This is a genomic window from Streptomyces sclerotialus, from assembly GCF_040907265.1.
GTDB lineage: Bacteria > Actinomycetota > Actinomycetes > Streptomycetales > Streptomycetaceae > Streptomyces > Streptomyces sclerotialus.
In genome coordinates this window covers 580,945-598,314 of record NZ_JBFOHP010000002.1, presented here as the reverse complement: position 1 = coordinate 598,314, position 17,370 = coordinate 580,945, and the positions used below count along the sequence as shown (strand labels likewise).

16 protein-coding genes and 1 pseudogene are annotated in these 17,370 nt (G+C 69.0%); 2 read left to right on the top strand and 15 right to left on the bottom strand.

The window, feature by feature from the left end; all coding sequences use genetic code 11:
- Positions 1-2: 2 nt before the first annotated feature.
- The 5 genes from AAC944_RS02830 to AAC944_RS02810 all read right to left on the bottom strand — a co-directional run bounded on the left by AAC944_RS02830 (position 3) and on the right by AAC944_RS02810 (position 4,785).
- Positions 3-482, bottom strand: a complete 480-nt coding sequence (locus AAC944_RS02830) for a nitroreductase family deazaflavin-dependent oxidoreductase (RefSeq protein ID WP_030607051.1) — start codon at positions 480-482, stop codon at positions 3-5.
- A 95-nt stretch (positions 483-577) separates the two neighbouring features.
- Positions 578-1,615 carry a LacI family DNA-binding transcriptional regulator gene (locus tag AAC944_RS02825; RefSeq protein WP_030607053.1) on the bottom strand — a complete coding sequence of 346 codons (1,038 nt, stop codon included), beginning with the start codon at positions 1,613-1,615 and terminating at the stop codon, positions 578-580.
- Positions 1,616-1,656: 41 nt separating this feature from the next.
- The gene (locus AAC944_RS02820; protein ID WP_051871364.1) at positions 1,657-2,427 is read right to left on the bottom strand and encodes a carbohydrate ABC transporter permease; all 771 of its coding nucleotides are present in this window, start codon (positions 2,425-2,427) and stop codon (positions 1,657-1,659) included.
- A 129-nt stretch (positions 2,428-2,556) separates the two neighbouring features.
- A complete protein-coding gene (locus AAC944_RS02815) occupies positions 2,557-3,489 on the bottom strand; it encodes a carbohydrate ABC transporter permease (protein ID WP_030607059.1) in 933 nt (310 codons plus the stop codon).
- Between the two features lie 15 nt (positions 3,490-3,504).
- Complete coding sequence (locus AAC944_RS02810) at positions 3,505-4,785, bottom strand: ABC transporter substrate-binding protein (protein WP_030607061.1); 1,281 nt, start codon at positions 4,783-4,785, stop codon at positions 3,505-3,507.
- Between the two features lie 210 nt (positions 4,786-4,995).
- On the opposite strand from AAC944_RS02810, the gene AAC944_RS02805 reads away from it, so the two are divergent.
- The gene (locus AAC944_RS02805) at positions 4,996-6,942 is read left to right on the top strand and encodes a cellulase family glycosylhydrolase (RefSeq protein WP_030607062.1); all 1,947 of its coding nucleotides are present in this window, start codon (positions 4,996-4,998) and stop codon (positions 6,940-6,942) included.
- Positions 6,943-7,012: 70 nt separating this feature from the next.
- On the opposite strand, the gene AAC944_RS02800 is transcribed toward AAC944_RS02805, so the two are convergent.
- From AAC944_RS02800 to AAC944_RS02775, 6 genes and pseudogenes are all read right to left on the bottom strand, one after another.
- Positions 7,013-8,062 (bottom strand): glycosyl hydrolase, encoded by a 1,050-nt coding sequence (locus AAC944_RS02800; RefSeq protein ID WP_368396795.1) that lies wholly within the window; start codon positions 8,060-8,062, stop codon positions 7,013-7,015.
- A 395-nt stretch (positions 8,063-8,457) separates the two neighbouring features.
- Positions 8,458-8,865: a DUF2752 domain-containing protein gene (locus AAC944_RS02795; protein ID WP_051871266.1), complete on the bottom strand. Its 408-nt coding sequence runs from the start codon at positions 8,863-8,865 to the stop codon at positions 8,458-8,460.
- Between the two features lie 74 nt (positions 8,866-8,939).
- Entirely contained in the window at positions 8,940-9,347 is a 408-nt protein-coding gene (locus AAC944_RS02790) for a CD225/dispanin family protein (protein ID WP_078888218.1), read from the bottom strand.
- 12 nt (positions 9,348-9,359) lie between these two features.
- Positions 9,360-9,824 (bottom strand): hypothetical protein, encoded by a 465-nt coding sequence (locus AAC944_RS02785; protein WP_030607069.1) that lies wholly within the window; start codon positions 9,822-9,824, stop codon positions 9,360-9,362.
- Positions 9,821-11,938 carry a CHAT domain-containing protein gene (locus tag AAC944_RS02780; protein WP_196942683.1) on the bottom strand — a complete coding sequence of 706 codons (2,118 nt, stop codon included), beginning with the start codon at positions 11,936-11,938 and terminating at the stop codon, positions 9,821-9,823. Before AAC944_RS02780 ends, AAC944_RS02785 begins: the two co-directional genes overlap by 4 nt.
- A 526-nt stretch (positions 11,939-12,464) precedes the next feature.
- Positions 12,465-13,571: pseudogene (locus AAC944_RS02775) on the bottom strand (pectate lyase family protein); the annotation flags it as partial.
- A 363-nt stretch (positions 13,572-13,934) separates the two neighbouring features.
- Here AAC944_RS02775 and AAC944_RS02770 point away from each other — a divergent pair.
- Positions 13,935-14,867, top strand: coding sequence for an endonuclease/exonuclease/phosphatase family protein (locus tag AAC944_RS02770; RefSeq protein ID WP_030607078.1), 933 nt, complete (start codon positions 13,935-13,937; stop codon positions 14,865-14,867).
- A gap of 61 nt (positions 14,868-14,928) precedes the next feature.
- Here AAC944_RS02770 and AAC944_RS02765 read toward each other — a convergent pair whose 3' ends face one another.
- The 4 genes from AAC944_RS02765 to AAC944_RS02750 all read right to left on the bottom strand — a co-directional run bounded on the left by AAC944_RS02765 (position 14,929) and on the right by AAC944_RS02750 (position 17,311).
- Complete coding sequence (locus AAC944_RS02765) at positions 14,929-15,147, bottom strand: DUF2277 domain-containing protein (protein ID WP_030607081.1); 219 nt, start codon at positions 15,145-15,147, stop codon at positions 14,929-14,931.
- Between the two features lie 90 nt (positions 15,148-15,237).
- Complete coding sequence (locus AAC944_RS02760) at positions 15,238-15,372, bottom strand: hypothetical protein (protein ID WP_368396792.1); 135 nt, start codon at positions 15,370-15,372, stop codon at positions 15,238-15,240.
- A gap of 107 nt (positions 15,373-15,479) precedes the next feature.
- Positions 15,480-16,061: a sugar O-acetyltransferase gene (locus AAC944_RS02755; protein ID WP_030607084.1), complete on the bottom strand. Its 582-nt coding sequence runs from the start codon at positions 16,059-16,061 to the stop codon at positions 15,480-15,482.
- Positions 16,062-16,438: 377 nt separating this feature from the next.
- Positions 16,439-17,311 carry an undecaprenyl-diphosphate phosphatase gene (locus AAC944_RS02750; protein ID WP_030607087.1) on the bottom strand — a complete coding sequence of 291 codons (873 nt, stop codon included), beginning with the start codon at positions 17,309-17,311 and terminating at the stop codon, positions 16,439-16,441.
- Positions 17,312-17,370: the final 59 nt, after the last annotated feature.

Genomic DNA, 17,370 nt, shown 5'->3' with positions numbered 1-17,370 from the left:
CCTCAGTGCTCCTGAGCCGCCGGTTCCAGGACGAAGACCGGGATCTCACGGTCCGTCTTCTTCTGGTACTCGGCATAGTCCGGGAACGCCGCGACCGCCCGGTCCCACCACACGGCCTTCTCGTCCCCGGTCACCTCACGCGCCACCATGTCCTGGCGCACCGGGCCGTCCTGGAGTTCCACCCGGGGGTCGGCCACCACGTTGTAGTACCAGACCGGGTGCTTGGGTGCTCCGCCCAGGGAAGCGATCACGGCGTACGACCCCTCGTGCTCCACCCGCATGAGCGGGGTCTTGCGGATCTTGCCGCTCTTCGCGCCCAGGGTGGTCAGGATGACGACCGGCAGGTCCCGCCGCGCCACGTCGTCCGGACCGACCAGGCTCCCCAGGGTCGTGCCTTCCGTACCACCGGAGCTCTCGTACAGCTCCACCTGGTCCCGTACCAACTGCGTCGTGCTCGGCTCGTACTCGCCCTTGAGCGGCATGTCACCATCTCCCAGCAATCGAAGGCTCTTCGGTCCCCACAACGTACGGGTCAGGCGAGATCATCCCCGGCGGTGACACGGTGCCTTCGCGGGTGTCATGGTGCCTTCGCGGTGGACTCGCGGACGATCAGCCGGGGAGCGGCCACGGACGGTGCCGGCGGAGTGCCCTCCTCGCCGAGGTGCCGGAGGAGGGTGAGCGCGGCAGCGCGGCCCATGTGGTCCAGGTCCTGGCGGATGGTCGTCAGCTGCGGGTGCAGCAACTGACCGAGGGGCAGGTCGTCATGGCCGACGACGGACAGCTCACCGGGGACGTCGCGGCCCAGGCGGCGCGCGGCGGAGATGCCGGCCAGCGCCATCATGTCGTTGGCGAAGACGATCGCCGTGGGCGGGGCGTCGGACTGGAGGACCTCCGTGACGACCGAACCGGTGGTGCGGGCCGCGAAGTCGGACGTCAGCGTATGACTGGGCAGCAGGCGGTGGTGGCGGAGCCGGTCGGTGAAGGTGGCCCGGCGGCGACCGGTGTGCACACGGTCCTCGGGCCCTGAGACGTAGGCGATCCTCCGGTGCCCGAGATCCACCAGGTGGTCGACGGCGTCCTTCATGCCCTGTTCCCGGTCGGTGGCCTCCACGGAAGGTATCGCGTGCTCCTGCCAGGGAGCACCGATCAGGACCGCCGGCAGGTGCAGGTCACGCAGCAGGACCGCCCGCGGGTCGTTGACGCGGCTCTCGGTGAGGACGACGCCGTCGACGCGGCGTTCGTCGGCCAGGCGACGGTAGGCGCGCTCCTCGGCCTCGGGACGCTCACCGACGATGTGCAGCAGCAAGCCGTAGTCGCGCGGGGCCAGTTCGCTCTCCATACCGGCGATCAGCAGGGCGAAGTGCGGGTCGGCGTTGAGGAGGTCGGGGGCGCGGTTGACCACCATGCCGATGGCCCGCGTCTTGGCGCCGCGCAGTGCCACGGCCGCGGCGGAGGGGGACCAGCGCAGCCGGTCGGCGGCCCACAGCACCCGCTCGCGGGTGGCCTCGGGGAAACTCCCCTTGCCGTTCACGATTTTCGACACGGCGGAGACGGAGACCCCTGCGAGAGCCGCTACATCGCTGATCGTCGTCCTGCTGGTTCTGCGCTGGGCCACGTCCGTCCTTCTCGCCGCGGAGGGCATCCGTTCCTCCGCCACTAGACCTTCACCGCGCCGCCCATGAGGGCGCCTTCCATACGGCGCTGGAGAACGGCGTACACGGCGTACACAGGGATCAGTGTGACCACGGTACCAGCAGAGAGAACCCCGAAATCGGTGGACAGCGAGGAGCGCAGAGTGGGCACGGCGACCTGGATGGTGCGCTGCGCCTCGTCAGGACCGATGATCACCAGCGAGTACAGGTACTCGTTCCAGAAGGCCAGGAAGCTGAGGATGAGCACGGTGACGATGCCCGGCACCACCATGGGCAGGTAGATCCGCACCAGGACCGTCCAGTTGCCGGCGCCGTCCATCCGCGCGGCCTCCTCCACCTCGTGAGGCACCGTCCGCATGAACTGCGTCAGCAGCACCACGGCCAGCGGCAGCGAGGTGGCGGGCAGGAAGAGGACGATGAACGTCCGGGTGTGGAAGAGGCCGAGCTGCGCGGCGAGGAGGAAGGTGGGGACCAGCGCGGCGAAGGTGGGGATGAGGAAGCCGAGCGAGAAGGCGCGTTCGATGGCGGCGGCGACCTTGCCGCTCGCGCGGGCCAGCGCGTACGCGGCGGGCACCGCGAGCAGCAGGATCACCGCGAGGGACAGCACGGTGACGATCACCGAGTTGAGGACGGCCAGGTCGAGGCGGGCGTCGTGGACGGAGGTGGCGAACTTCCGCAGCGACAGCGAGTCGGGCAGGCCCAGGGGAGCGGCGAAGATGTCGCCGTTGTCCTTGAACGAGGAGACCAGCAGGTAGTACAGGGGCAGGAGCAGCATGAGGGCGTAGGACCAGGCCCCCAGGTAGGAGACGGCGCGGCCGACGCCGAACCTGCGGCGTGGACTTCTGCTCCGCAGGCGGCCGGTACGGGGGGATGCGGGGAGCGTTGTCATGACGGGATCCCTAGGTCAGTAGGACTGCCGGAAGGCGCGGCGGATCACCAGCATCCCCGCCAGCCCGACGGCGAACAGCAGGACGCCGGCGGCCTGGCTGTAGCCGAGGTCGGACTGGACGAAGGCCTTCTGGTAGACGAGGAAGGACAGGTTGGTCGAGCTGTTGCCGGGGCCGCCCTGGGTGAGCAGCAGGACGTTCTGGGCCGAGGTGAACAGCGTCCACAGGAACTGCAGCATCACGGTGACGCCGACGTAGTCGCGCACCATGGGGTAGGCGATGCCCCACATACGGCGCCAGTGTCCGGCGCCGTCGATCTCGGCGGCCTCGTGGACGGAGCTGGGCAGGGCGTCCAGGCGGGCCGCGTACAGGGTGGCGGTGTAGCCGATGCCGGCCCAGATGTCGATGGCGATGATGCAGCCGAACGCGGTGGCGGTGTCGGCGATCCAGGCGTGCTGGAGGGAGGCGAGGCCGACGCCGCCCAGCAGCTTGTTGATCACGCCCTGGGGCGCGAACATGCCCCAGAAGATCATGGCCTTGGCGGAGGCGGAGATGAGCGCCGGGGTGAAGATGACGACCTTCAGGACGCGGTAGCCGCGGGGCTTGGTGGAGAGGAAGTAGCCCAGCATGAACGCGCCGACGATCATGACGGGAACGGCGATGACGAGCTGGACGGCGCTGTTGCGGGCTGCCTGCCAGAAGAGGCTGTCGCCCAGTACGGCGCGGTAGTTGTCGAGCCCGGCGAAGCCGGTCTCGGCGAGCATGCCGGGCCAGCGCAGTACGGAGATGACGAAGATGGCCCCGATCGGCCCGATCATGAAGACGGCGTACCAGAGCAGCGCGGGCGCGGCCATCACGGTGGTGCGCGGGGTGCGGCGGGTGGGCCGGCCGGGGCGGGATCTGGGGCGGGTCACGGGCGCGGGAGAATCAGACATCGTTGTCAGAGTCATCGTGGCTCACTCCGGTCAGCTGCGGTAGGCGGTGTCGAGGGCCTTGCACATCGCCTGCACGCCGGTGCCCCGGGTGTAGGCGAGGGAGGTGGCGCGGTTGAGCGGAGTGGAGACCGCGGCGGGCACGTAGTCGTCCGGCATGACGGCCTCGCTGACGGTGTCGCCGTGCGTGACCCGCGACGACTCGCTCACCAGCGGACGTTCCTCGGAAGGCCGCTGGCCGCGCAGGGTCATCACGTAACCGGACTTGTCGATGAACTTCTGCACCACGTCCTTGCGGTAGAGGAACGTCACGAACTTCTCGCTGAGGTCCGGCTTCTCGGCCCCGTTCGGGGTGAGCCAGATGCCCGTCGAGGTCGCGCCGTTGTAGACGGTGGGCTTGTCGTAGGTGCCGTCGGACGGGACGGGAAAACCCGTGATCTCGGTGTGCCGGGCCAGCGGAGCGGGGACCGCGGCGATGGTGGAGGAGATGGCCGGCATCATCGCGGCGCGTTCCTCCAGGTAGTCGGCGTTCATCTGGTCGGCGTTCAGGCCCTGGGCGCCCTTGACGAACAGCCCGGCGTCCCGCAGCTCCCCGAAGAGCCGCAGCCCCTTCCTGGCCTGTGGCTCGGCGCAGTAACCGCCCTTGCTGAACACCCGCTTGGCCACCGCCGGCTCCATGTACCCCTGCATCACCTGCATCAGGAACTTCTGCCCCGACCAGTCGTTGCCGCCGATGGTCATGGCCGGTATCCGCTCGGCCTTCAGCGCCTTGAGTGCCGCACGCAGCTCCGGCAGGGTGCGCGGGGCTCTCTCGATCCCGGCCTTGTGCAGGAGCTTGCTGTTGACCAGCACCGGCCAGGTGAAGCCCGTCCAGGGGAAGGCCCGGAGCCGGCCCTGGCCGTCCGTCCAGGCCTTCAGGGCCCGTGGCTCGACCCGGTCCCTGAGGCCCCACTCCTTCAGGTAGCGGTCGACCGGCGGTGTGGCGCCCAACTCGGTCCAGGAGTAGGCCTTGTCGTAGAGGTTGATCAGCAGGATGTCGGCTTCCTTGCCGGCGAGCCGCGCGGTCTCGAACGAGTTGAAGATGTCGTCGCCGTTGTAGAGGTTCTTGATGTGCACGCCGGGGTTCTCCCGCTCGAACTGCGCGACGACGGAGCTGTAGGTGTCCGCGCCGTAGGTGCCGGGGGCGAACCGGCTGTGCACCACCAGCGTGTCCGGATCACCCGTCTTGGGATCCAGTGGTCCGCCGCACCCCGTGCACGCAGCCACCAGCACGATTGCGGCGGCTCCTGCCGCCAGGTTCCGCCATCGCTTCATCGACGCTCCTGTCCCGGTATCCAGCGTTGCGTAAGAAAACGATTGACCTGCGAATGTGCCGGACCTTAACAGCGCCGACAACTCCCCGCAATCCCTCGACAGTTGGCGAGTCAATCGATATACCTACTGGGATGCGTCCGGTGTGCGGACAGTCGGCCGACCACTGACGCCCAGTGACACCAGTGACACTGACACCACGACAGGAGCCCCATGCACCGCAACGCAGCCAAACTCGGCCCGGCGGACCGGCCCACCGCCTGGATCGGCGTCAACTTCTGGTCCCGGGCCGGCGGTCCGCTGATGTGGCGTCACTACGACGGCACCGTCATCGACGAGGAGCTGCGCACCCTGCGCGACCACGGCATCACCCTGACCAGGAGCTTCCTGTACTGGCCGGACTTCATGCCCGAGCCCGACCGTCTCGACCGGCGGATGCTGGAACGCTTCGACGATTTCCTCGACCGCCACCACGCCCTCGGCATGACGACCATCCCCACCTTCCTCGTCGGCCACATGTCCGGCCAGAACTGGGACCCGGCCTGGCGCGAGGGCCGCGATGTCTTCGCCGACGAGTGGTTCGTCGAGCGGCAGGCCTGGTACGTACGCGAGTGCGCGGCCCGCTGGAAGGACCACCCGGCCGTCGCCGGCTGGCTGCTGACCAACGAGGTCCCCATCTACGCCGACTGGCGCTCCCGCGGCATCGGCACCGTCGACCGCCGGCACGTCACCGCCTGGGCCCGCACGCTCACCACCGCGCTGCGCGAGGCCGGGGCCCACCAGCCCGTGTCCCTCGGCGACGGCGCCTGGGGCGTGGAGATGAGCGGCGAGGACAACGGCTTCCGCGTCCGCGACCTGGAACCCCTGGTCGACTTCCACGGCCCGCACGTCTACCGCATGGAGGACGACCAGGTCCGCCAGCACCTCGGCGCCGCCTTCGTCTGCGAACTCCTCGACATCGGCGGCAAGCCGGTCGTCATGGAGGAGTTCGGCGTCTCCTCCGACTACACCTCCGAGGAGAACGCCGCCCACTACTACCGCCAGACCCTCCACCACACCCTGCTGGCCGGGGCGACTGGCTGGATCCCCTGGAACAACACCGACTACGACGCGCTCGCCGACCAGGAGCCCTACTCCCACCACCCCTTCGAGATGCACTTCGGGCTCACCGACGACCAGGGCAGGCCCAAGGAACAGCTCCGCGAGATCCACGCCTTCACTCAGCTCCTGGACCGCACGGAGTTCACCCGGCTCTCCCGTCCCGACACGGACATCACCCTGATCGTCTCCTCGTACCTGGAGAAGCAGTACCCCTTCACCCAGCGTGAGGACGCCGCCGACGTCCTCACCGCCACCCGCCAGGCCTACGTCGCGGCCCGCGAGGCCGACCTGCCCGTCGGTGTGGCCCGCGAGGCGGACGGCCTGCCGGCCGACAGCGCGCTGTACCTCCTGCCCAGCGCGAAGCAGCTCACCGCTCCCACCTGGCGTGCCCTGCGCGAGTACGCCGAGCGGGGCGCCACCGTGTACGCCTCGTACTTCGCCGGGTCCCACGCCACCCAGCGCGGTGCCTGGTGGCCGAAGCTGGACGAGACCTTCGGAGTGACGAAGCAGCTGCGCTACGGCCTGGTCGACACGGTCGAGGACGACGAGCTGCGCATGGTCTTCCAGCGCGACTTCGGCACCCTGGCGGCCGGTACGGAACTGGTCTTCCCCGTCGCGGGCAACGCACACTCCCGCAGTTACCTGCCCGTCGTCCCCGACGGCGCGGAGGTCCTCGCCACCGACGCCCACGGCCGCCCCGCTCTCGTCCGGCACCGCACCGGCGCCGGCCAGCTGGTCCTGTCCACCTACCCGCTGGAACACATGGCAGCGCGCACCCCGGCCGTCAACCCGGAACCCACCTGGCGGCTGTACGCGGCCCTGGCCGCCGAGGCCGGCACCACCCCGCCGGTCACCGTCGACGACGGCCGGGTCGTGACGGGGGAGATGGAGCACGAGGACGGTCACCGGTTCGTCTGGTTCCTCAGCCAGCACCCCGCGGAGCTGACCGTCACGCCGCAGGTGAGCAAGGGAGCACTCACCAGCCTGGACGACGGCACGGCCCTGACGGCCGTCACCCTGAGCCCGTACGGAGTCGTGGTGGCGCGGCGCGACGCCTGACCCGGCACGGGCCGCTCCGGACGCCTGTCCGGAGCGGCTCGCCGCCGCACACTGTGCTTCTTCGGAGGCCCTACCGGGTGGGCGGCGCTGCCTCCGCCACTCCCGGCAGTTTCACCTCGCCCTGGTTGAGGACGCGCGGATGGAAGTACGTGGCCTGGATCTCGGCGTTGGTGTTGTTGCCACGCAGCTGCTCGGACCAGATCATGAAGTAGGTCCACTCCGGCTGGCCCCTGAGCAGCGCGTCATCGGGCACCTTCCCCATCTCCGCCAGCGCGATGGGCTTGCTCTTCGCGATGCCCTTGAGCTGCTCGTAGTCCGACTGGCTCGGATAGTTCTTGTACCAGGCGTCCAGGGAGACGACGTCGACGTAGCCGTCCCCGGGGTAGTAGCGGGACCAGCCGCCTTCGGGGTTGTCCTGGACGTTCCACACCCAGATCAGGTTGTCCAGGCCCTTGCCCGCCAGGTAGTCGTGGGTGATCCGGTAGAGCTTGGCCCCGCCCTCGGAGCCGGGCCGGTGGCCCCACCAGTTCCACGACTCGTTCATCTCGTGCAGCGGCCGGAAGAGCACCGGGACGCCCGCGTCCTTGAGCTGCCGCAGGTACGGCACGGCCTCGTCGAGGCGGCGCTTCCAGGCGCTGTTGAGGGCGGTGCCGTCGGTGACGATCTGCCGGAACTGCGTGTCGGAGATCTGCGTCTTGACGCCGCCGTCGAACTCGCACGTGCTGCCACCCGTGGGGGTGCACACATGCCACGTCAGTGTGACCAGCGAGCCGTTGGCCCACTCGGTCTTCGCCTGGTCGACGACCCGCTGCCGGTCGGCCACGTCCTGCGCGCGGAACATCAGGTCACCGCCCCACAGCCCCAGGTACTGGCCGGTGATGTCCTTGACCTGCTGCGTGTACTGCGAGGGCTGACTCGCGGGTTCCTTGTTGTGCTGCCCCGATACGGTGTACGAGCCCTTGAGGGAATTCAGGTAGGCGAGCACGTCCTGCTTGTCGCTCTGGACGGCTGTGCCGGCTCCGGCTTGCGGCGCCACGGTCAGGGCCAGAACGGTCGTTGTCGCCGCTGCGGTGGTGAGGCAGGCGAGCAGCCGCAGTCTGCCACGTCTTGGTGTACGCACGGGATGCATCTTCCTGTCGTGTCGAGGCACGGCACGGCTCTCCCGCACGGCCGGCCGTCAGCCCTGACACCTCCGGTCGACCGCGGCCTCACCGTAGCGCCCGGCCAACTCGACGTCCAGAGAACGACTGCGGTTCACCCAGCAATCAGGAAAACGATGTACCACTTGGAAGCGAACGCATTGACCGCACCGGTAACCCGCCCTACTCTCAACGCACTTGCCAGACGCACGGCAAGATCTCCCACCCGTTCCACCGCCAGACCGCGGGGCGCCGCCCTGACTTCGGCGCCTCGCGTGCGCTCCATCAGCATTCTGCAGGAAAACGATGCACCACGTGGACGCGGCCCTGTTGCTTCCGGTCACACCGGGGGAATCCGCTGCCTCCGAATGGTGCGTTACGGAGCGGACAAGGCGGCGCGGAGTGGTGGCAGGTTGCGTGCGACGGTCCACAGCAGCAAGCCGGCGAGTACGGCCGGCGCCGACCACGCCGGTGCGGCCGGGCCCGTGCCGGCCCGGCCGGAGACGACCCGCAGCCAGCAGACGATGGCGACGGGGAGGGCCGCCACCATCGCGGCATTGTGTCCGAGGGCCTCGGTGAAATGGCCGGTCACGAGGTCGTTGAGTGCGCGCAGACTGCCGCACCCGGGGCATGACCACCCGGTGGCCGCCCGGAAGGGACACGTCGGGTAATGGCCGGGCTCGTGCGGGTCGACGGCGGTGACCAGTACGGCCAGCGTCGCCAGCAGCGCGGCCCCGGACCACGCCTCGATCCGCGTGCGCGCGGTGGTGCGATGCGATGCCATCGGTATGCAGTGATCAGCTGCTCGGTATCCGGTGGGCTCCCCGTACCTGGTGGACGCTCAGTATCCGGCGGTGCTCAGTATCCGGTGGAACTTCCTGAGGCGCCCGCCAGGATCACCAGGTAGATCAGCCCGACGATGATGCCGGCCACCAGGCTCACGACGCACCACAGCTTGGCCTTGCGTGACGCCTCCTGTGCTCCTCGGTAGTCTCCCGCGTTCGACTTCGCCGTCACCTGCGTCGCGAAGACGATCGCGGCGATGCCGGTCGGCAAGAAGCAGAGCAGGGTGACGAGTATGGCCGGCACCATGTACGTCCGGATCGGCGCGACAGGGGGACCGGCTCCCGGCTGGGGGTACTGGTGCGCCTGGTACGAGTACGAGTAGGGCTGCTGCTGCGGCGGTGGTCCTGGTGGCGTCCGGCCCCAAGGGGACCCGGTGTCCCAGTCGTCGCCGGGCGTGGGCCCGTGCGGAGGATTGGTCATGGCGGCGTTTCCTCACTCCCTGTTTGCGGGCCCCGGTGCGCCTCGCTCCCGGAGCCAGCCGTGCTGCCGGCCGTGCCAGACCCAGCGGCCCGGTGCGGATCCCGGGTCGAGGGCCATCGCCTGCCGGAACGCGTCCTCCGGCAGATCTGCGGTGAACAGGAACTGCGAGCCGGTGGTGGCGGACTCGAACACCACCCCTTCCGGGGCGGACTTTCCGGGCTGCCCGTCTCCCAGCAGTCGGTGCACACAACTGCGCAACGCGTCGAAGGCCTCAGAGCCCAGCCTCTCGAACACCCCTTGCAGGAACGACTGCAGGGCCGGGACCGCGAGCATGACGAGTACGTAGGTCTCCATCCCCCGGCGGGTGGCTTGCAGCCGGCATGTGGTGGTGATGCCGGCGGCGCGCAGTACGGTCTCCGTCTCCAGCGCCGCGTCGGGTGGCAGCGCCGCCGGCCAGAAGATCTCCACTTCGGTCATGCGCCTGCTCCCTCCCGAGAGTCCGTGGGCGGGGCGCTCAGCGGCCAGTGCTCGATGACGCCGTCCCGCGTGCCCGTCACCACGGCCTGCTGCCGGCCGAGAAAGCCGGCTCCGACGGGCCGGCCCGACAGCCTGCCCCGGACACCGCGGCGGTGCGTGCGGTCCCAGAGGACCATCCCGTGATCGTCGGAGACCACGGCGAGCAGTGGGGGCGCCCCGGAAGAGGCCACGTCGGCGACCCGTCCGCCCTGGTGGACACGGAACAGCAACTGTCCCTCCCAGTCCCAGAGGCTCACCCGGCCGTCCGTGCCGCCCGTGGCGATGTGGTCCGGCGCGACGGCCAGACCGGTGACCGGCTGAGGATGCGGCCAGCTCCTGACCAGGCGCCCGTGGACGTCCAGCTGGCGCAGGAGGTGATCGGAGGTGGCGACGAGAAGGTGACGATCGTCCGGTGTGAAGCTCAGCGCTCCGACCTCTGAGCGGGCGGAGTGTGTGGCGGCCGGGTCCAGAGGGAGGTCGCGCATGCGGTCGCCGTCCGCGTTGTAGACCTGGAAGCGGCCGCTGCCGGCGGTGGCCAGCCAACGGCCGTCGTTGCTGAACGCCAACGCCTGCGTCACGCCGGGCTGCCCGGGCAGGACGCGTACGGGAACCTCGGTGCTGACGTCCCACACGATGACGCTGCCGTCTTCGTGCAGGCTCGCCACATGGCGTGGCCACGGGCTCCAGGCCAGCCGCACCGGCCTGGCCCGGTACGCGTGCATGCACTCGCCCAGCAGGTCCGCGGTGCGGGCGTGCACGACCCGCACCGCACCGTCGGCGCACGCCACGGCGAGGAGGTCCGTCGGTCCCAGCGCGATGTGGCAACAGGGCCCCAGCGACGGCAACGTCCGCATGGGACGCAGTCCCGCCGGATGCGGCGCGGCCGACGACGATCCACCCTGTCCGCCCTCGGTGGGCCGGGAAGAGCGCAAGGGCCCCTTGTCGAACCGCGGTGGTGTGGGTGGTGTGCGCGGTGTGAAAGACGGCGGGGGCGGGGAATCGCCGGTCGTGCCGGCGGCCGTACTGTGATTCACGAAAGCGGTGACTCTCGTACGGACTGAGCGCAACCAGTCGCGTGACGGTGTCTGATGCGTCGGCGGTGAATTTCCTTCGCTGCCATCGGGCGAGCCGGGCGAGCCGGACGGGACGGAAGGGGCTGACTGCGGAATTCGAGAAGCGGGAACCTGGAACAGCTGTGGCTCTTCGGAACCGAGGAAGAGCACCGGCGTGGCCCACTCCAGAGTTCCCGGAAAGGTCATTTTCACGCTTTCGCGGGCGAGCGTCATCGCACGGTCGACCGGCAGGCCGCGGGCGATTCCCGTGTAGAAGGACGACGCGAAGGCCAGCGCTGCGGGATCGGTGATCTCGTACTGCATGGCCACCACGGCCGGTACGCCCTCCCGGACGATTCTGGCAGCGGTACTGGTGAATACTCCTTCAGCCCCGCAGGTGGCCGACTCGCACACATTCAGGACGACGAGGCGTAGCTGCGGTATGTCCCGGACCAGCGTGCCGAGATCGGTGCCCGAGACGCGCATGGACGTGCCGTCCTTGGCGGTCAGCTCGACATATCCTGAGTCCGTCTCCTCGTCGAAGCCGCCATGGCCGACGAAATGCAGCACGTGTGGTGTCCGGGCCCGTGCCGCTTCGGCCAGTTCGTGCCAGCTGCTGCCCGGCAGCCACTCGACGGCGACGCCGGTGCTGGCCCCCTGCAGCGCATGGGTGATCTCGTCCCGCTCGCGCTCCACCTCCAGTTCGGGCTGGTCGGTGGGCCGGGAGAGCACGCCGAGGACACGCAGCGGCGGGAGGAGCGGCCACGGCGGCTTGGGCTCCATGAGCTGCGGTGAGCGTGCCATCGGCACCCGAAGGGCGAGGTAGGCGTCGCGAGCCGACGGGTCGACGGTGAACTCCCAGGGAATGCGGGAGAGGTTGGGCCCGACCGGAGCGAGCAACACCCGCAATGCCGTGCCCGTCGTCCGGGCGTGCCTCCGACACTGGTCGAACAGCAACCTGACGTCGCCGACCAGCACGCTGTCGGCGAGCCGTTCGCCGAATTCCCGGGTGGTGTGCTCCACCGCCGAGGCCCGCCTGGTGATCAACGGGGCGGACGACCGGATCAAGGCCTTCTCCACACCGGAGAGTGCGGTGCTGAGTGTTTCGCTCGAAAAAGGCGCCCGGATTTTTGTCGCTGCCCCGCCGAACGGTGATGTGCAGACGATTACCCAGTCATCATCCGTCTCGACCAGATCAAGACGGAACCGAAGATCTCCCATGCTTCCCCCGCGGCCCTTGAAGCGCAGAACCCCTTTCATGCTAGTGGTTCCGCGGAGATCGTCGGATGCCGTAAGGGACTTTTTTACGCGCCGGATCCTGCGGGGGGTGTGGCAGGCCCGATCGGATCAATTCCAGCGATCGGGAAACGCTGTCCGGGGAATTACTCCGGATCACCATGGCCGCCGGCGCCTTGCGCTCGGCGCTGCACGCCGACTGAGCGCCGACTGAGCAAGGATTCCGGCTTCCCTGCGGGAAGCCGGTCCCTGTTCGGTGCCTGATCGGCCCCTGTTCGGTGGGTGCTCGGTGCCTGTTGTGCGAGTGTGCCTAGCAGTTGCCGTCCGAGACCTGCAGTCCCTTGCCGGCTCCCGCGGTCCGGCTCACGATGTCCGGCACGCAAGCGGTCTGGTCGAGGCTGTAGGAGTACGGGATGCTGACCGAGGTGTTGGACTGCGGGTTCGGGCCGGCGGGGTTGTTGTCCTCGCCGCGTTCGGACCAGGTCACGTTGTCGAAGGTGTTGCCGCTGACCTGCCAGTAGCCGGCCGCGTCGGTGTAGAAGGTGCCCAGGACGTCCTTGGAGTCCTCGAAGTAGTTGTTGTCCACCTTGGCGCGGGCCCCGGCCCGGGAGTTGATGCCGGAGTCGTTGAGGTTCAGGTAGTGGTTGTTGTACATGTGCGCGACGCCGCCGCGCAGCAGGGGAGCACGGGAGTCGATGTTCTTGTACAGGTTGTGGTGGAAGGTGACGTAGCCGTTGGAGACGTCGCTCTCGCTCGACCCGATGAGGCCACCGCGGCCGGAGTTGCTCAGGGTGCTGTAGGACAGGGTCACGTACTTGGTGTTGTCCTTCATGTCGAAGAGGCCGTCGTACCCCTCCGACTCGCCGCCCGACGCCTCCAGCGTGGCGTGGTCGACCCAGACGTTGCGCACGTCGCTCTCCATGCCGATGGCGTCGCCGCCGTTGGACGTGGGCGAGCCCGACTTCTTGACGTTCTTGACGGTCACGTTCTGGATGATGATGTTGCTGGATTCACGGATGTGGATGCCGAGCTGGTCGAAGACGGCTCCGCTGCCGACTCCGACGATCGTGACGTTGCTGATCTGCTTGAGCTCGATCACACCGGCGGCGGTGTTGCAGCTGTCGCCCGACACCTTGGCGGTGTTGCCGTGATTGATGGTGCCCTCGACCTGGATGATGATCGGGGTGTCACTGCTGGCCCGCTTGCACAGGGCCGTGTGGATCGCGGTCCCCGTGGTGGCCCGTACCGTCTGCCCGCCCGCACCGCCGGTCGTCCCGCCGTTCTGGGTCGCGTAGCCGGTGGCGCCCGCGGTTACTGCCGACGCCTCCGGTGCCGATATCGACAGAACCCCACCGGCCGTGGCCGCAAGGGCCATCGTGGCCAGCGCCGCGTGAAGTCGCAGCGCGACTGATCGTCTCATCCTCATCTCCCCATTCGTCCTTCGCCTCTGAATGCTGGGTGTTGCGACAGCTGGACTGCGATTGCTGGATGTCGCCTCTCTGCGCGGTAGTTGCCGCTGCGGCCGTCCAGGTTGCCGCCCAGCGGCGGACTCTCCGTGGAGCTATGGAGCCAAGGAGCCAAGGAGCCATGGCGTCATGGCGAATTCCGGCGGGGGCAGGGTGGTGGTCACTTCCCAATAAGGGGGAGGGCTGACACTCGCCGGGGCCTGGTGGGGATCGTGCTGGTGGGAGATGACGTGACTGCTGCGGGGACCGCACGAGCGAGTGCACTTGTCGGTGCTGGTGAATCGGGGCGTGCCAGTGCCGCGGCCGGGGTCGGGACCGTGGCCGGGACCGGGACCGGAGGGGGATGGGTCAGCCGTCGGCTCGCATTGCGGGCGGTGGGGGTGGCGGCCGCGGGCACGGTGCCGGTGTCGGCCGGGGCCGCCCATGCCGAGCCCGCGACCGCCGGCAAGGGGGCGGAGGGCAGTGGTGCCGGGCGGCGGCTGCGGGTGATGTCGTTCAATCTGCGGTACGCCTCGGACGAGCGGCCGAACTCATGGGATCAGCGGCGTCCGGTGACGCGCGAGCTGCTGCGGCAGGAGGCGCCGCATCTCCTGGGAACGCAGGAGGGGCTGTACGGCCAGCTGCAGGACATCGCGCAGGATCTTGGTACGCGGTACGCCTGGCTCGGGACGGGGCGGGCAGGCGGCAGCCGTGACGAGTTCGCGGCGATCTTCTACGACACACGACGACTTCGGCCGGTCGAGTACGACCATTTCTGGCTGTCCGATACGCCGTACGTGATCGGCTCGGCGACCTGGGGCAACACCGTCATCCGCATGGTGACCTGGGTACGCTTCCGCGACATGGTGACCGGAGGGGAGTTCTACGCCCTCAACACCCACCTCGACCACGCTCACCAGGGCTCACGCGAACGCTCCGCCGCGCTCATCACCGACCGGCTGCGCGGCCTGGACGCGGCCCTGCCCCGGATCGTGACCGGCGACTTCAACGTCGCGGCGCACGAGAATCCGGTGTACGAGACGATGCTGCGCGCCGGTTCGCTGGTGGACTCCTGGGACACCGCCGAAGAGCGCAGCGCGCACTACGGCACGTTCCACGGCTACCGGCCGCCCGTGCCGGACGGCGACCGGGTGGACTGGGTGCTCACCTCGCCGGCCGTGCGGACGCTGCGCGCGGAGATCAACGTCTTCGCGAAGGACGGACAGTACCCGAGCGATCACTTTCCGGTGCAGGCCGTGCTGGAGTGGTAGGGAGCGGTAGAGGGGGCAGAGGCGGTAGAGGGGGGAGAGCGGCAGAGGGGGCGGGAGGAAGCTACTGCGGAGCGCTGCCTCGTACGCGGAGGCCTGCGAGGAGGTCGCGGGTGGCGGCGGTGACGGCGTCCACGGCCTGGTCGAAGACCTCCCGGTTGTGCGCGGCGGGCGCGCGGAAGCCGGAGACCTTGCGTACGTACTGCAAGGCCGCCGCGCGGATGTCCTCCTCGGTCACGTCAGGGGTGGTCGGTGGGCGGAGAGTCTTGATACTGCGGCACATGAGGCCAGTCTGCCTCGCCGCGCGCCCGGACGCGCGCTTCGTGCGATGCGTGCGGTGCGCACGTCGCGGCGGCTCGCTCGGCCTGCCGTGTCAGGCCGCCGTGACGATCTCGTCCCGCATCGCCGATGTCCAGGCCGCCACGAGCCGTGCGTACTCCTCGCGGTCCTCCGCCGTCCAGGCACACCCGCGCCGAGCCCTGACGAACCGCCGTATGGAGTCGTTCACTTCGGCGGCAGAAGGGCGGACTTGGCCCGGAAGAAGCTGAGTTGCGGACATGGAACACATATTAGGGGCAGGCACTGACAACCGGCCGAGAGTTATCGACGCCGGCTTCAGCCGGGCTCGTCCAGCTTGCGCAGTACGCGGGCGGGGTTGCCGACGGCGAGGACGCCCGCCGGCAGATTCTTGGTGACGACGGAGCCGGCACCCACCACGGTGTTGTCGCCGATGGTCACGCCGGGGCAGACGATCACCCCGCCGCCGAGCCAGACGTTGTCGCCGATGGTCACGGGCAGTGCCTTCTCCCAGCCGGCCCGGCGCCGCTCGGCGTCGAGTTCATGGGTGGGGGTGAGCAGCTGCACGTTGGGGCCGATCTGGACGTGCGCGCCGATGGTGATGGGCGCGGCATCGAGGAGGACAGCCCCGAAGTTGATGAACGTACCGGAGCCGATGCCGATCAGGTATCCGTAGTCGCAGTGGAAGGGCGGGCGGATGCGTACGTCAGCGCCCACCGATCCGAGGAGCTCCTGCAGCAGCGCATCGCGCCGGGCCGGGTCGTACGTGCCGGGGGTGTGTCCGGCGGCCGCGTTGAAGGCCGCGCAGAGCTCGATGCGGCGTTCGGTGTCCGCGCGGAGCTCGGGGTCGTCGGGGACGTACCAGTCACCGGCCAGCATGCGGTCCTTGTTCTCGCCCACGGCGCTCCTTCGAGATCGGCCTCGGATGGTCACGTTTCCCGAGCGGGACAGGACCGTCAAGGAAGGCAGGGGTACGGCTGGTTCACTCCTACGGGGGAATTACTGGCGCCTGGAAACCTGGAAGCGCAGGTGAACGCGGTGCCGGAGCAGCCGGGAACGGGCCGCCACCAGGCAGCGCGACGGGGATTGTCAGTGGCCCCCACTACGGTGAGCAACGTTCATATCCGAGCTGCTGGCGCTACTCGGACCGGCCCCGCTCCCTGACAGCGCGGGGGGCGGGGCTACCGGGAACGGCCGCCCACGGGGCCGCGGTGCGGAACGCCGACGCCCCGCCTCGGACAGAGCCGGGCGGGGCGTGGAGCGGGCTTCGGCCGTGGTCAGCCGGCCGACTCTCCGGCGTGCGGGCTCAGCACGCCCATGCCGATGAGGACGAAGAGGGCGATGCCCAGCAGGACGCGGTAGATGACGAAGGGCATGAAGGACTTGGTGGTGATGAACTTCATGAACCATGCGATCACTGCGTATCCGACCACGAAGGCGATGATCGTGGCGAAGATGGTCGGGGGCCAGGAGACGTGGCCCTCGCCGGCGTCCTTCAGTTCGAAGACGCCGGAGGCCAGTACGGCCGGGATCGCGAGCAGGAACGAGTAACGGGCGGCGGCTTCGCGCGTGTACCCCATGAGCAGGCCGCCGCTGATCGTGGCGCCCGAGCGCGAGACGCCGGGGATCAGAGCCATCGCCTGGCAGACGCCGTAGAGCAGGCCGTCCTTGACGCTGAGGTCGGTGAGCGTCTTGCGCTGCTTCGCGGCGCGGTGCCGGCCGCCGGACTCGTCGCGCGCCGCCAGGCGGTCGGCGATGCCGAGGACGATTCCCAGCACGATGAGGGTCGTGGCGATCAGGCGGAGGTCGCGGAACGGGCCCTCGATCGCGTCCTTGAGGGTGATGCCGAGGACGCCGATCGGGATGGAGCCGATGATCACCAGCCAGCCCATCTGGGCGTCGTGGTCCTGCCGCATCGCCTTGTTCCCCAGCGAGCGGGCCCAGGCCGAGATGATCCGGACGATGTCCTTGCGGAAGTAGATCAGTACGGCCGTCTCGGTACCGATCTGAGTGATCGCGGTGAACGCGGCGCCCGGGTCGTGCCACCCTGCGAAGGCCGCGGTCAGGCGCAGATGCGCACTGGACGAGATCGGAAGGAATTCGGTCAGGCCTTGGACAAGCCCAAGGATGAATGATTCAAACCAAGACATGGGTAGTACGCCATCCGGAAGGTGATCGTGCCGCGACCGGCGATTGTGCAGGCCAGCGG